The sequence below is a fragment of the Geminocystis sp. NIES-3709 genome (assembly GCF_001548115.1).
GTDB lineage: Bacteria > Cyanobacteriota > Cyanobacteriia > Cyanobacteriales > Cyanobacteriaceae > Geminocystis.
This window is the reverse complement of the sequence record NZ_AP014821.1, coordinates 4,036,647-4,050,928: the sequence shown is the minus strand read 5'-3', so window position 1 is coordinate 4,050,928 and position 14,282 is coordinate 4,036,647. Positions and strand designations below refer to the sequence as shown.

Annotated in this window: 11 protein-coding genes; 5 read left to right on the top strand and 6 right to left on the bottom strand. The window is 32.9% G+C overall.

Annotation, left to right across the window (positions count from 1 at the left end; translation table 11 throughout):
* Positions 1 to 27: 27 nt before the first annotated feature.
* The 4 genes from GM3709_RS17180 (at position 28) to GM3709_RS17165 (ending at position 4,537) form a co-directional block, all read left to right on the top strand.
* Positions 28 to 1,410: a DUF362 domain-containing protein gene (locus GM3709_RS17180; RefSeq protein ID WP_066121517.1), complete on the top strand. Its 1,383-nt coding sequence runs from the start codon at positions 28 to 30 to the stop codon at positions 1,408 to 1,410.
* Positions 1,411 to 1,635: 225 nt separating this feature from the next.
* Positions 1,636 to 2,622: an ATP-grasp fold amidoligase family protein gene (locus tag GM3709_RS17175; protein ID WP_066121515.1), complete on the top strand. Its 987-nt coding sequence runs from the start codon at positions 1,636 to 1,638 to the stop codon at positions 2,620 to 2,622.
* A 260-nt stretch (positions 2,623 to 2,882) separates the two neighbouring features.
* On the top strand, positions 2,883 to 3,428 hold the full coding sequence (locus GM3709_RS17170) for a Uma2 family endonuclease (protein WP_060833034.1): 546 nt from the start codon (positions 2,883 to 2,885) through the stop codon (positions 3,426 to 3,428).
* A gap of 98 nt (positions 3,429 to 3,526) precedes the next feature.
* A complete protein-coding gene (locus tag GM3709_RS17165; protein ID WP_066121513.1) occupies positions 3,527 to 4,537 on the top strand; it encodes a glycosyltransferase in 1,011 nt (336 codons plus the stop codon).
* A 175-nt stretch (positions 4,538 to 4,712) separates the two neighbouring features.
* Here GM3709_RS17165 and GM3709_RS17160 read toward each other — a convergent pair whose 3' ends face one another.
* The 5 genes from GM3709_RS17160 to GM3709_RS17140 all read right to left on the bottom strand — a co-directional run bounded on the left by GM3709_RS17160 (position 4,713) and on the right by GM3709_RS17140 (position 10,300).
* Positions 4,713 to 5,252 (bottom strand): GIY-YIG nuclease family protein, encoded by a 540-nt coding sequence (locus GM3709_RS17160; RefSeq protein WP_060832893.1) that lies wholly within the window; start codon positions 5,250 to 5,252, stop codon positions 4,713 to 4,715.
* 145 nt (positions 5,253 to 5,397) lie between these two features.
* On the bottom strand, positions 5,398 to 5,808 hold the full coding sequence (locus tag GM3709_RS17155; protein ID WP_060832892.1) for a hypothetical protein: 411 nt from the start codon (positions 5,806 to 5,808) through the stop codon (positions 5,398 to 5,400).
* 183 nt (positions 5,809 to 5,991) lie between these two features.
* Positions 5,992 to 6,882 (bottom strand): methylenetetrahydrofolate reductase, encoded by an 891-nt coding sequence (locus tag GM3709_RS17150; RefSeq protein ID WP_060833033.1) that lies wholly within the window; start codon positions 6,880 to 6,882, stop codon positions 5,992 to 5,994.
* A gap of 99 nt (positions 6,883 to 6,981) precedes the next feature.
* Positions 6,982 to 7,989, bottom strand: coding sequence for a tryptophan--tRNA ligase (gene trpS, locus GM3709_RS17145; protein ID WP_060832891.1), 1,008 nt, complete (start codon positions 7,987 to 7,989; stop codon positions 6,982 to 6,984).
* A 493-nt stretch (positions 7,990 to 8,482) separates the two neighbouring features.
* Positions 8,483 to 10,300: a tetratricopeptide repeat-containing sulfotransferase family protein gene (locus tag GM3709_RS17140; RefSeq protein WP_066121511.1), complete on the bottom strand. Its 1,818-nt coding sequence runs from the start codon at positions 10,298 to 10,300 to the stop codon at positions 8,483 to 8,485.
* A gap of 342 nt (positions 10,301 to 10,642) precedes the next feature.
* On the opposite strand from GM3709_RS17140, the gene GM3709_RS17135 reads away from it, so the two are divergent.
* Complete coding sequence (locus GM3709_RS17135; protein ID WP_066121510.1) at positions 10,643 to 12,577, top strand: hypothetical protein; 1,935 nt, start codon at positions 10,643 to 10,645, stop codon at positions 12,575 to 12,577.
* 243 nt (positions 12,578 to 12,820) lie between these two features.
* Here the strand turns inward: GM3709_RS17135 and ctpC are convergent, their stop codons facing one another.
* Complete coding sequence (ctpC, locus tag GM3709_RS17130) at positions 12,821 to 14,086, bottom strand: carboxyl-terminal processing protease CtpC (protein WP_060832890.1); 1,266 nt, start codon at positions 14,084 to 14,086, stop codon at positions 12,821 to 12,823.
* Positions 14,087 to 14,282 lie beyond the last annotated feature (196 nt).

Here is a 14,282-nt window from a genome sequence, read left to right as displayed (position 1 = left end):
AAGACTAAGATTATAGAGTTGATACAAATGAAACCAGAAACAAGGGTTGGATTAGCGATCGCTAACTTTGACGATTACTCGGATGGTAGTATTTATAGTAATGAATTGCTCATCAGTCAATTAGTTAGAGATGCTATCATTCAGGGCGGTTTAGGAAGAAATAACCCTGACAAACCCCTTGCTGATATTATTGAGCCAGGAATGACAGTTTTACTCAAACCGAACTGGGTGCTACACAATAATTTTAGTGGTGAAACAATGGATTGTATGGTGACGCATCCTAATTTTATCACTACCGTATTAAAAGAAGTTCTATTATGTCATCCCCGTAAGATAATTGTTGGTGATGCTCCTATACAACTATGTTCTTTTGATAGTTTAGTAACCTCAGAATGGAAAAAACAACTTCAAAGTTTAGCCGAACAAGTTAATACTCAACTCGAAATTATTGATTTTAGAAGAACTATTATTAAAGATACTGAGGTTAGAGATGGTTTTGTAGAAAATGCAAGAAGTGAAGAAAACTATATTTTGTTTGATCTAAAAACAGATAGTTTATTAGAACCTATTACCCCTAATGCTAAGTTTAGAATTACAAATTACGATCCCGATAAACTATCTAATACTCATAGTTCAGGAAAACATCAATACCTACTATGTAGAGAAATTTTTGAAACAGATGTAGTAATTAATTTACCAAAACTCAAATGTCATAAAAAAGCGGGAATTACAGGTGCTTTAAAAAATTTAGTAGGTATTAACGGAAATAAAGAATTTTTGCCTCATCATCGTTTAGGAGGTTCATTCTATGGTGGAGACTGTTATCCAGGGGGATCTATTGTCAAATTATTGGCAGAATTTTGTTTAGATAATGCTAATCGTCATATTGGAAAAAATAAATATTCAAAATGGTATAATATTTTTTCTAAGCTCCTAAGAATAGAGACTGAATTGGGGGGTAATACGGAACTAGAAGGATCATGGTATGGCAACGATACTGTTTGGCGAATGGTGCTTGACCTTAACCGAATCTTCTTATACGGACAATTAGATGGTACTATGGCAGATACTCCTCAAAGAAAAATTTACTCCATTACAGATGCTATCATTGCTGGAGAACGAGAAGGCCCCTTAGCACCTGCTCCTGTAAAATTAGGAATGGTAACTTTTGCAAGTTCATCAGTATATGCTGAGTTAGTTCATACAGCTTTGATGAACTTTGACTGGCAAAAAATACCTTTAGTTTATAATTCTTGGGGTGACTATATTTTTCCATTGACGACAAACAAACCTGAAGAGTGTGAAATTTACTTTCAAAACCAATCGTTTTCTTTAAAAGAAATAACAAGTAAATTCAGTCATCCCGTTATCCCACCTCAAGGTTGGAAAAATCACATAGAGATAAGCTAGGAAGCATCTAAGTTGTCTGATGAGTGTAGGGAATAGGGAATAGGCAACAGGCAACAGTTTGAGTTATTTTTTAGAATTAGGAAAAAATGTAAGTTAAATTTGTCTTAGCTTACTAAATTAATTGGTCTTCCTTATAGTTCGTCTTATATAAGAGATAAGGGAAATGGTTTAATTTTATTGCAATTTTAGAAGCTGTAACTTTTATATAAATAATACATTTCAAAAATGTTAAAAACTAGACTAAATAACTTCATTAAAAGACTCCAAAACAAGTTCAGTAAATTACTTCTATCTGCGAAAATAAAACTCAAATGGCTCACTGATAAATTATATTTACCCTTAACATCAGAACATTATGAACTTTATGATATTATTCATAGACATTATTGGAATCAACTTCATGATTTTCCTAACCTGATTAATTGTCGTGATTTTAACGATAAAATACAGTGGTTAAAATTATTTGATCAAAGTCCAGAGATTGTTAGATGTTCCGATAAAATTCTAGTGAGAGACGATGTTCGTCAAGGAGTTGGTGAAGAATATTTAGTTAAACTTTATCAAGTTCATGATCATTTTTCAGAAATAGATTTTGATAGCTTACCTCAATCCTTTGTCCTCAAAACTAATCATGATTCTGGTACAGTTATCTTAGTTCGGGATAAATCTCAACTAGATTACCAAGCTACAGCAGAAAGAATTGAAGTATCTCTGAAAAATACATACGGTTGGGCAAGTGGAGAATGGGCTTATTCATACATCGAGCCAAAAGTTTTTGTAGAAGAATTTATAGAGCCAGAAAATAATTCTCCTCCTCCTGATTTTAAGATGCAGTGTGTAGATGGAGAAATGAAGTTTTGTCGGTACACTTACGATAGAGGTATTGATACTAAAGAAATTGTTTTAGATAAGTATGCTAACAATTTTGGATTTTTAATTGATGAAAACTTCAAATTGGGCGATAAAAATGACTTTAAAAAGCCTAAACTATGGGAGAAAATGATTTTTTTGGCTGAAACTTTGAGTAAGGACTTTAAATGTGTTCGAGTTGACTTGTATTGCTCAAAAGATCAAATTTACGTTGGGGAAATGACATTTTTTCCTATGATGGGTTGTTATAAAGGCGAAGGTCAGAAAAAACTAGGAAAATATCTGGATTTCGATCGCACCACTTTTAAACCTTTTATTCTTGATCAACTCAAAAAATCATAATTGTTTTTTGCTTATCATATTTGATGAAATTTGAGCAATTTATTTATTTATTAAAATAGAGAGGAAAATAATCAAGATTCTTGGAAAAACTGATGGTGACAACAAATTTGGTAAGATTAATCTAGGAAGAAAATTATCCCAATTTTTTAGTTTAAAATTTACTTAATATGAACTTATACTTAACAAGGTCATAATTTAAGTGTTAAAAAACCCTCTTCCCTTTTCTCTACCCTCACTGAGTATATATTGGAGAGATGAATATGAAAACTTTAGTAAAATGGACTGTTCAAGATTATCATCAGATGATTAAATCTGGTATTCTCATCAAACGCAATTGTGAATTAATTAATGGAGAAATTGTCGAAATGAGTCCCGAATTACCTCATCATTATAATACAGCCAAAAAGAGTGTTAATTATTTAGAAAATCTTTTACAAGGAAAAGCCGATGTGAGATTTAATGGACCAATTACCTTGTCAAATTCCGAACCTGAACCAGATATTGCTATCGTAAAACCACCAGAATCAAAATATGATCTGCATCATCCCTATCCTGAAGATATTTTGTGGTTAATTGAAGTTGCTAATAGTAGTTTAAACAAAGATTTATCTTGGAAAAAAAAGATTTATGCTGAGGCTCAGATAAGTGAATATTGGGTAATAAGTTTACCTGCTCAGGAATTAATTGTTTTTAGACAACCAGAAAAAGATAACTATTTACAGGAAATCTCATGGCAAAAACCAGTTATTAATACATTAGCTTTTCCTGATGTTGACATTATCGTTAGTAAACTATTTAAGTCATGACAAGATGAAACATAACCTAAATTAAAATAAAAAAGAATTAGGCTTTATGGGATGATTATTGTAAAATTAGTTCGGGATTAAAATTAAAGTTTAAAACGATGCCGATCAAAGATAATAAACTTATTCAAATTGCCTACGTCCTCACTTCTAACGGTAAAGATGTCTATGCTAATATGAATTTAATATCGTTGCGATCGCTTCGTTATAGCAACTCTAATGCCAAAATAATTCTAGTTTGTGATTGTGATACAGTTCAAGCACTGGAAACTTATAATCATGCTATTTTACAAGAAGCCGATCAAATTATCTCAGTCACAACACCTGATCAACCTGCTAGTTTTCGTAACCGCTTCATCAAAACATCCCTAAGACAACATCTATCAGGAGATTTTCTATATCTTGATGGTGATACCGTTATTCGCGGCGATTTGACTCCTATTTTTGACATTAAAACCTCCTTGGCGGCAGTTCCTAATCACAGTGGTAGTGGTAATCCTGCGGAAATACCATTTGATGAAAGAGAAAATATTATCTTTTTAGGATGGACTTTACCAACACAATATTACGTTAATGGTGGGGTACTTTTTTTTGTCGATAATCCTGATACGGAAAAATTTTGTCAACTTTGGCATCAAAAATGGTTAGCTAGTGCGGAAAAAAGGGGAACTTTTCGGGATCAACCTTCTCTTAATAGTGCGATCGCAGACAGCGGAGTATCCTTTAGTTGGCTACCTCATCCATTTAATGCTCAAGTAGATGTTCGTCCTATATATGCTAAAGATGCTATAGTATGGCATTTATATAGTTCCAATGGTGAAATTGCCATGAAGACTCTTTTTCATCAATACATAGATCTTTTACAAAGTGAAAAAAATGTTTGTACAGATCAGATTGAATATTTATGTAAGCGATCGCACCCCTGGCCAATTAATAATCCCATCGATTGGTGGTTTGTCGAAAAAATGTCATCGAGTTCGCAGTTTGTCGAAAAAAATAGTTTAACAAGACTCTGGATGAGTGGCAATTATCAACGATTTAATTCATATTTTTTCACTCTTTCACACATTAAATTGTTATTAAAAAGTATGTACAAAAAATTTTTTTACTAAAATCGCTTTTCAAAACAATGACTATATAAATTTTCTTTGTCTTTCACGATGCATCTCGCACAGGTAATCAAATTCTTCTACTCAACTTTGTCAGTTGCTTATATTTTGAAATCTGACACCTCACTAAAACGATTAATTCTCTTATTGCGTAACGTTAGTTAATAATATAAATTCTTTATTTCAAATCGAGTAAACCTTCTTCTTTTAGTTTCGGATTAAATCGAATTTCCATCGTCACTTGTCGATTTTCTAATTGAGTTTTTATTTCTTCTTCTAATCTTCTCGCCACTTTTTTCAGTAACTTAATTTTTCCTAATTCATCCGTTTGCTGATATTGAGCCTTATCTTCTTCCGTCATGGTTAGTTTAGCATCGATCGGTTGAGTCCATAAACTTTCTTGTTCACCGTTACCCAAAGGTAACTCAAAATTTTCTTCTATCCAATTACGACGAATTTCCTCTAGTATAGTACGATTTGCTCGATCGATTTTGTGAAATTTAAACCAATAACACTTATCAGGCTGTCTAGCTAAATGTTGCTTTAAACTAACTAAAAGATTGCGAGAATAACCTACATATTGCAAAATTTTCTCTTGATTAAAAATTGCATAAACCCCAATGATTCCTTCTAATTCAGGATTTATAACACCATTTTCATCTATATAAGAAAGAAACTCTAAATCTTTTAGTAAAATTTGCTCAGAAGAATTAGACATTTTAAAATAATTGATAATTGATAATCGATAATTGTTAATTGTTAATTATAGCTATGATTTAAGTGGTTATAAATTAATGAAGTTATTAAATAAAAAAAGCAATGAAATTTCTATCAAAACTAATACTTAACACCTTTCAAGTTAATTATTTTCCTATTTGAGAAGCCATAGCTTTAAATTTACTTAAACTAGGCCCTGGGCGACGACGGGATTGAGGTACATTATTAGTAACGTATGTACCAGCAAAATTGTTACTGTTAGTACCTGAAGCATCACCATTACTTTGATTAGAATAATTTTTAATTGCTTTTACCCATTCAGGTACATCATAACTAACATCAACGGATTTAGATACAACAGGGGTTGATTTTACTTTTGAAACCGATTTAGAAGCAACAGGGGTTGATTCCACCTCCGAAGATGTAGTTGTTTCAACGGCAGTACTTTTTTCGCTAATTACAGTTTCTTCCGAAGCAGGGGCTGGTGTGGTTTCTTTTACTTCAAAAAAATATTCTTTAGATTGATTTTTTTTGCCAAAAAGTTTATTTAGTACCATATTTCTCCGTAATATAATTTGATGTTAAAATTTATGTTTACTCTGAAGCAGTATATCATTGTTAATATAGCCTTCCATATTGAATATATCAGAATTTGAGTAATTTTTTTGTCGATCGTTTATGATTATTTTAATTGGACTTGTCACACTTGTTAGGAAATAGACAATAATAGGAAATCAAAACTAAGTTAAATTGTCGATGTTTGCCAAGTCTAATATTCGAGGAATTAAATCTTCTCTTTTTATAGCCATTAAATGCACACCTTGACAAATATTTTTAGCTAATTGTATCTGTTCGGCGGCAATTTTTATTCCTTCTTCTAAAGGTTTTTCTGCTTTTTCTAATCTTTTAATAATACTTTCAGGTATTTGTACTCCGGGTACATTTTTATTGAGAAATAAAGCATTTTTTGCACTTTTTAACAAAAATATTCCTGCTAAAATAGGTCGATCGCAATCTACTGCAATTTGATTCATAAATAGCTCTAATTTATCAAAATCGGTTATTAATTGACTCTGAAAAAATTTAGCACCTGCGGTTATTTTGGCATCAAAACGGCGTTGTAATCCAGACCAACTTTTAGATTGTGGATCAACTGCCGCCCCAGTAAATAAGTTTAAATTACCATCAGTTAGAGGTTTATTATTAAGATCAAAACCTTGATTTAATTTATTAATTAACTTTAATAGTCTTACAGATTCTAGTTCAAAAACTGCTTTAGCTTGAGGATGATCTCCGGCTTTTAAAGGATCCCCTGTTAGGGCTAAAATATTTCTAATTCCTAAACTATAAGCACCCATTAAGTCTCCTTGTATTCCAATAGAATTTCTATCTCTACCTGTTACTTGACAAATTGGCTCAATTCCCCTTTGTAAAAGTAAATAACAACCAGCGATCGATGACATCCTTAATACAGCACGACTACCATCAGTAATATTAACGGCATGAACACGATTTTTCAATAATTCTGCTACCTCTAGCATTCGTTGAGGGTTTCCTCCCTTGGGGGGTGTCACTTCGGCAGTAATTAAAAATTCTTTATTGGCGATCGCAGTTTGAAAATTACTTATCATAATTTAGTAACAGTAAAGAGAATGGTTAATCTAGTCGCTAAGAGAGACTTTTGCTGTTAGCATTAAAATTTATTTCAATGTGGGTGATGTTAACAATTCCTAATTAATAGTCAAATATCCCAACGCATTTTTAACTCGTTGTAAGGTTATATTAGCAACACTTTCAGCTTTTTCCTTTCCCGATGTTAATACTTGATGTAAATAGCCTTTATCCGCCATAATATCGTTATATTTAACTTGAATAGGTTTTAACGCCTCGATCGTAGCATCCATTAACAAGGGTTTAAACTTACCCCAACCCATATCACTACATTCTGTGGTTACTTCTTCCTTAGTTTTACTCGTAAAAATACTGTACAATCCTAACAAGTTATTACATTCTGGTCGATCGTCAGCAAAATATAACCCCATAATAGGATCTGTTTTACATTTCTTAATCTTTTTCTTAATATCATCAGGACTGTCTAATAAATTAATTCTACTCAAGGGTGAAGGATCAGACTTAGACATTTTCTTAGTACCATCCGTCAGACTCATTATCCTAGCACCTTCTTTGCGTATTAAGGGTTCAGGTACTTTAAATATCGGCTTTTCTTCACTACCAAATTGATCATTAACTCGAATAGCAATATCTCTAGTTAACTCTAAATGCTGTTTTTGATCTTCCCCGACAGGTACTTGATCAGCATCATATAATAGTATATCCGCCGCCATCAAAACGGGATAATCTAACAAGCCAACGCTGACATTTTCCCCTTGTTTAATAGCCTTTTCCTTAAATTGGATCATTCTTTCTAACCAGTTTAAAGGGGTTACACAGTTTAACAACCATGTTAATTCACTATGAGCGGTAACATGAGATTGAACAAAAATAGTCGAATGATTTAAGTCTATACCACAAGCTAAATATAAAGCAGCGATCGTGTAGGTATTTTCTGCTAGAGTAGCAGGATTATGAGGTACAGTGATAGCGTGTAAATCAACAACACAAAAAAAGTTATCATAATTAGGTTGTAACTCTACCCAGTTACGAATCGCTCCTAAATAATTGCCGATGTGTAAATTGCCTGTAGGTTGTACTCCTGATAAAACACGCTTTTTGGTCATGATTTTTGGTGAAAGATGACAGAAAAAATTAATACCAATAGGCGATTATAACTCTTAAGGGGTACTTTTTAGAACATTAACTAAGAAAAAAGAGAATTTAGAACACAATTACAGAGAAAATTATCTCTAAATTTAAGAAACAGAAAGAGAAAAATCTTGATAAATTATGTTTTAAAAATGGAAATTTTAATATCCCAAACAATAAAGAATTGCCGTTTGAATTTCTAACATTTTCTCCTCACAAATTTTTCCGACAGGAGTATTTGAAAAACAATTTTTGTCTAAAGAACATATTTAAAAACATAAAAAAATAGTTTCTATAAAAAGTCCACTTTCATTGGGAAAAATATGAACATTAGTAGGATAATCACGGGTAATTTTTTCTCCTTTTGTTCCAAAAACAACTGTAACAACTAAAGGTAATTGGGGAGTATCCTAATTTTGCCAATGTTAAATTTGTGGGAATATAAAAACAGACAAGATTGAAATAAATTTAAAAAAGAGACTCAGGAAGAGGAGCATATTCACCCAAAGCCTGTTTTAATGGTTCTAAAAATGTTTCATAACGTCGCCATTTGCCAACAGAAGAAGTATAAATCGGTTTTCTGACTTGCTCTAAACTAGCTGTTTTAACTTTACGCTCAGTTTCATGGAAGTTAAGACAAGCATCATCCCATTCTAAACCAACAAAATCAATAATTTTTCGAGTCATTTCTTCTGTATTCTCTACCATATTTTCATAACTTACATCAAGAATAGGTATCGGTAAAACATTATGCCAGTGAGCCATTAAATCTTCATATAATTGATAATAATTACCTAAATCTTCTAATTGCCTTGTATAAACAATTACCTGTGTAAAATGTTGAGTAAAACAAGAAAAACAACTATCCATGGGATTTCTGCGACAGTGAATTAATTTCGCATGGGGTAATAATAGGGAAATTAAGCCCAAATTAGTAAAATTACCCGGCATTTTATCAGTAATACGTAAAATATTTTCTTTATCACCCGGTACCAAATCTCTAACTTTATTAACGTAACTTTCTCCTACACTACAAGAATTAATCGGATTCAACAAATTTAAACACGCTGGATACCCTGCTTGATTACTAAACTGACCCGCTAAAGTTTGTATTATTTGTGATATATATTTTAACTCTCCAGCTCCATATACTTGAGGATGACTAGACAGAATTTGCTCTACTAAAGTAGTACCCGATCGAGGCATTCCAAAAATAAAAACTGGTGTTTCGGAAGAACTACCAAAATGAGGATGAGTAGCAAAAAACTCCTTAGTAAAAAAAGATTTAAAAATCGAAAATACTTTAGTTTGGGTTTCATGATTATAAGGCTCTTTTCGACTGTCAATATCATTACCCTGTTTATAATGATTAAACGCAGTTTGGTAATCTTTCTGAGCATCATAATAACGAGCTAAAGTAAAATGTAAATTACTCCGATCTTCATCACTAATAGTAGGATCTAAAATTAACTCTTCTAATCTTTGCAATTGTTGAGGAGTGACTTCCTGAGCAAAATGCTTCGCCGATCGATTATAATAAGCGGATACGTGTTCAGGATTAGATTGAATTGCCTTTCGGACGTGTTCTTCCGCCTCTTCTAGTCTTCCTAAAGTGCGCAAAATATTACCACAATTATTATGAACTGAAGCATCATTAGGTTTTTCTTTTAGTAACTCATAATAAATCTGTAATGCTTCTTTCGTTTGAGAATCTTGTTCAAGAGCATTAGCTAAACTAAATTTTGCCTCATAATAGTCTTTTTTTAAGGCTACGGCTTTGCGCAAAATCGGAATTGCCTCTTTAGTTGCCTCTAAGGTAGTTAACATCACTCCTAAATAATGATACGCCGGAGCAAAACTGGGATCTAATTTAATCATAAATTCAAATCTAGCCCTAGCATCTTGATAACGTTTCAAATCAATGAGGGTGTTAGCAATACCTAAATGAGCTTTAAGAAAAGCAGGTTGCACTAATAAAGCACCATGAAAACAATCTAAGGCTTCTTTAAATTCTCCTTTACGACGCAAAGCCTCTGCTAAATTATTATAAAAATTAGGATTATTCGTAATTTGAGCGATCGTAATCCGAAATTTAGCGATCGCATCATCATATTTTTGACGCATATAATAAATTAATCCTAAAGCATGAGCAATAATAGGATCATTAGGTTGTTCTTTTTGTAACTCCAAACATTTATTTTCTGCCTCTTCTAATTTTTCTTCGACAATCAGCTTTTCAATAATTTGAAGTTCAGCTTTTAAGTTTTTCTCTTGTTTTGGATACATAAAAATTTTTTGATGGTTTAATACACTCAAAGAAGTAAATTGTGTGTCATTTCTTACGCACTAATAAAGGAAAAATATCATTCTGAGGGATAGCGAAAGAATCTTAATCCCCTAGTTTTTGGTAAAAATGCGTAAGTAAGCTCTATGGGTTTTATTTGCTATTCAAATGATAAAAATACCTAAAGTTTTTTTAGTTAGAATTATAATAAATTAGTTAAAATTACTTGATATTTAAAGGTAATTTCAATTTTATAATATAATATAGTTTACAGTATAATAAAAGAGATTTTTTCAAAATTCTTGATTTAATCTCCATATTTAGAAAAATAAAGAATTAAAATTATGGCGATTCAAAATATCATTGTTTCAACAAACACAGCTATATCTGTTCAGAGTTTTAGTCTTACTGGCACTACCGCAGTGGACTTATTATCTATTAGTTTAGTTACCGATGATGATATAAATACCAACACAATCAATGTAACTGGTAACTCAGGGAATGACTTAATTACTGTAAATCTTGTTGCTGAAGATAATATTAGTAACAACAATATTACTTTATCCGGTGGCGATGGCAATGATCTTATTGAACTGACTTTAGTCGCAAGTAGTTATATTAGTAATAATACAATCTTAGTCAATGGAGATGCGGGTAACGATACTATTAATATTGTTTTAGCAGGTTACTCATCGACTATCAGCAATAATTCCATTACGGCTAACGGTGGTACTGGTAACGATGTAATTACCATAAATCTTTCTCAGGCATATTCAAGTGATGTGCAATCTAACACAGTAGTAGCCGATGGTGGTATAGGCAATGATACTATTAATATTGTTCTGCAAAATGGTACTTCCAACTTAGATAATAATGATGTTACTGCCATCGGTGATGCGGGGAATGACATCATCAATGTATCCCTTCTCGGTATGGAAGGCTCCTCTGTTTCCAGTAATACGGTAACAATTAATAGTGGTACGGGAAATGATACCATTAATATCATTCTGGAAAATGGCACTAGTGATTTAGATGACAATGATGTTGCTGTTACGGGTGGTACAGGTAATGATATTATTAATGTCTCTCTTCTCGGTGCAGATGGTGATTATGTCAGTAGTAATAATGTCAATATTGATAGTGGCACAGGAAATGATAGTATTACAGTTCTTTTGACTGGTGGTACTTCAACCATGCAAAATAATGACATTACTATAACTGCTGGTGATGGTAATGATGCTATCAATGTCTCTCTTCTTGAAACCTACAGTACTGGAATTGTAAGTAATACAGTAAATATTGATGGGGGTAATGGTAATAATAATATCAAAGTTCTCATGAATTGTGGTACTGATGAACTTTCAAATAATGATGTAACCATCAATAGTGGTACTGGAGTTGATATTATTAGTGTTAAATTCATCTCCTTCACTAGCTCTATTTATTCCAATAGTGTGAATATTAATAGTGGAACCAACAATGATATTATCACCCTAGAATTTAATAACGGCTCGTATTCTATCAGTAGCAATGATATTAACATTAACGGAGGTAGTGGTAACGATTTAATCTCCGCAAAACTCTTATCTGGTTCATCGACTATTAGCAATAATAATATAACCCTTGATGGTGGTACTGGTAACGATCTCATTAATTTGGAACTGCTCTCTGGTGATTCTTCCGTAAGTTCTAATGACATAACCGTTAATGGTGATACTGGTAATGATCAAATTAGTATAACTCTTGTGGGAGCAGATGCCGATGTATATAGTAACACTATAGATGTTAATGGCGGTGCTGGAGTTGATAATATTAGCATTTCATTAAGTGGTGGTTCTGATACTGCTGTCTATAGTAATACTATAACTATTGATGGGGGAGCAGGTAAAGATACGATTAATCTCGACATTAATGGTTTATTCAGTGATTTGACACAGGTGAATGGTACAGGTACAACAGCTACTACTACTACCTTAGCTAAAAATGACATCAATTTAGTTTATAACGCTCTTGCAGACTTAGGAGATCTTATTAATGGATTACCCGATACAGCAGGAGAAGCGGTTATATTCCAATTTAATCGAGCTGTTTTCAACGGTGATGCTGATCTTGACGGTTTCTTAGATAGTAGTCCTTGCTTAAGTCCTAATTTTAGTTACGATCAGGGACAAGGTAAATTGTTTTACGATCGTAATGGTTTAGCCTCTGGCGGATCTGTCCTAGTAGCTGATTTTGATTCAAGTATCGCTATTACTGCTGATAATATAACATTCTTCTAATAACTTGAAACTTATACAGTTATCACCCCCCCTCTATACCCGGGGGATTTTCAAATTTGAGATAAAATTACATTTTTTCAAGTCGCTTTAGCAGACTTTTGCTGTTAGCTTTGTCAATTTATTGCAAAGGGGTTTATTAGTCAAAATCCTTCTCCCATAATGAAATGAGTTTCATTGCTAATAGCATAAATCTACTAAAGTCGGTTAATTAAGTGGGAAAATAATCAGATTTTTAATAATTTTTTATTTTTTTGCTATCTGCTGAGACAAAATTTCTAAGGCTTTCTTAAATTGTCCATCTTCGATCGTACCTATTTTTTCCCGATCTTTGATCAAAACTTCTTTTTCCGCTTCGCTCATTTCATAAACTACATCAGGGGTAATACCTTGTTTATTAATATCTCTGCCGTCGGGAGTTAAATATTTAGCGATCGTTACCGCCATACCTGAACCATCTCCCAATCCCCGAACCGACTGTACTAATCCTTTTCCAAAGGTTTGAGTACCTACAATAATCGCCCGTTTATGATCTTGTAACGCACCAGAAAGAATTTCACTTGCACTAGCCGATCCACCGTCAACTAATACTACAATGGGTTTATTGGTCAAAGCCGTACCATTTGCACTATGAGCATCAACTTCTCCAACTCGATCGACTGTAGTGACAATTCTACCATCATCAATGAACATCCGAGCAATTTCAACACTAGAGTATAACAAGCCTCCCGGATTCGATCGTAAATCCAGAATATAACCGCTAACGTTATTTTTTTCCCCTTCTAAGATAGCTTCTTTCATTTCGAGAGAGGCATTCCCACTAAATTGGACTAAACGGATATAATCAAATTTCCCTACATCGGCGTTACTTTCAATTTTAGTTTTAACAGGATGTATTTCGATCGTAGCTCTTGTAATCGTAAAATCGAGCATTTTGCCATTCCGTTCGATAACTAAATCAACACTGGTACCGGGTTTGCCTCTAATCATGGACACAGCATCATTTAATTCCATTCCCTCAGTACTTTTACCGTCAATTTTACGGATAATATCCTTAGACACAACCCCCGCTTCAAATGCTGGAGTATCTTCAATGGGGGAAATGACGACAATATTATTCGTTTCTTTCTCTTTAGTAATTTGAATACCGATACCTGTTAACTCTCCTGAAGTATCAATTTGCATAGTCTTGAATTCTTCAGGATTCATAAAACGAGTATAAGGATCATCTAGTTTTTTAAGCATTTCCCGAATTGCTTCGTAGGCTTGTTCCTTATCATTGTATTCTTTTCCTAAATATTCTTTTCTTATTTCTCGCCAGTCTTCCCCGTTAAAGGTAGCATCCACATATTTGCGATTTATTACTTGCCATACCTCATCTACTAATTCTTTAGGACTATCTTGAAAAAAAGCCTGACTTTGGGAAAAACGAAGCCCAAAACCAGTAATGGCGACACTAGAAACAGCTAAGGCAGTCGTACCCAGAATTAGTCCACGTTTAGTGATGTTCATATTCTCAAATGTGTATCAAAACTTATAAGGAAATGCTATTTACTCTTTCAGCCAAGATTTTACTTTATTAATTTCAACAGAGTAAAATGAGTCTTAACAAAAAAGTGCTTATTGATTTTGATATTAACACAATTCATAGTGAGTTCACCTCAGTTCGATATTAAGAAACTTGAATTGATAAAGGAAAAAGGATGTC

Coding starts and splice junctions, on each gene's coding strand:
- trpS (WP_060832891.1), bottom strand. CDS start 7,989: ATGACCAAAAAGCGTGTTTTATCAGGAGTACAACCTACAGGCAATTTA.
- GM3709_RS17140 (WP_066121511.1), bottom strand. CDS start 10,300: ATGTATCCAAAACAAGAGAAAAACTTAAAAGCTGAACTTCAAATTATT.
- GM3709_RS17175 (WP_066121515.1), top strand. CDS start 1,636: ATGTTAAAAACTAGACTAAATAACTTCATTAAAAGACTCCAAAACAAG.
- GM3709_RS17155 (WP_060832892.1), bottom strand. CDS start 5,808: ATGGTACTAAATAAACTTTTTGGCAAAAAAAATCAATCTAAAGAATAT.
- GM3709_RS17135 (WP_066121510.1), top strand. CDS start 10,643: ATGGCGATTCAAAATATCATTGTTTCAACAAACACAGCTATATCTGTT.
- GM3709_RS17180 (WP_066121517.1), top strand. CDS start 28: ATGAAACCAGAAACAAGGGTTGGATTAGCGATCGCTAACTTTGACGAT.
- GM3709_RS17150 (WP_060833033.1), bottom strand. CDS start 6,882: ATGATAAGTAATTTTCAAACTGCGATCGCCAATAAAGAATTTTTAATT.
- GM3709_RS17165 (WP_066121513.1), top strand. CDS start 3,527: ATGCCGATCAAAGATAATAAACTTATTCAAATTGCCTACGTCCTCACT.
- ctpC (WP_060832890.1), bottom strand. CDS start 14,086: ATGAACATCACTAAACGTGGACTAATTCTGGGTACGACTGCCTTAGCT.
- GM3709_RS17170 (WP_060833034.1), top strand. CDS start 2,883: ATGAAAACTTTAGTAAAATGGACTGTTCAAGATTATCATCAGATGATT.
- GM3709_RS17160 (WP_060832893.1), bottom strand. CDS start 5,252: ATGTCTAATTCTTCTGAGCAAATTTTACTAAAAGATTTAGAGTTTCTT.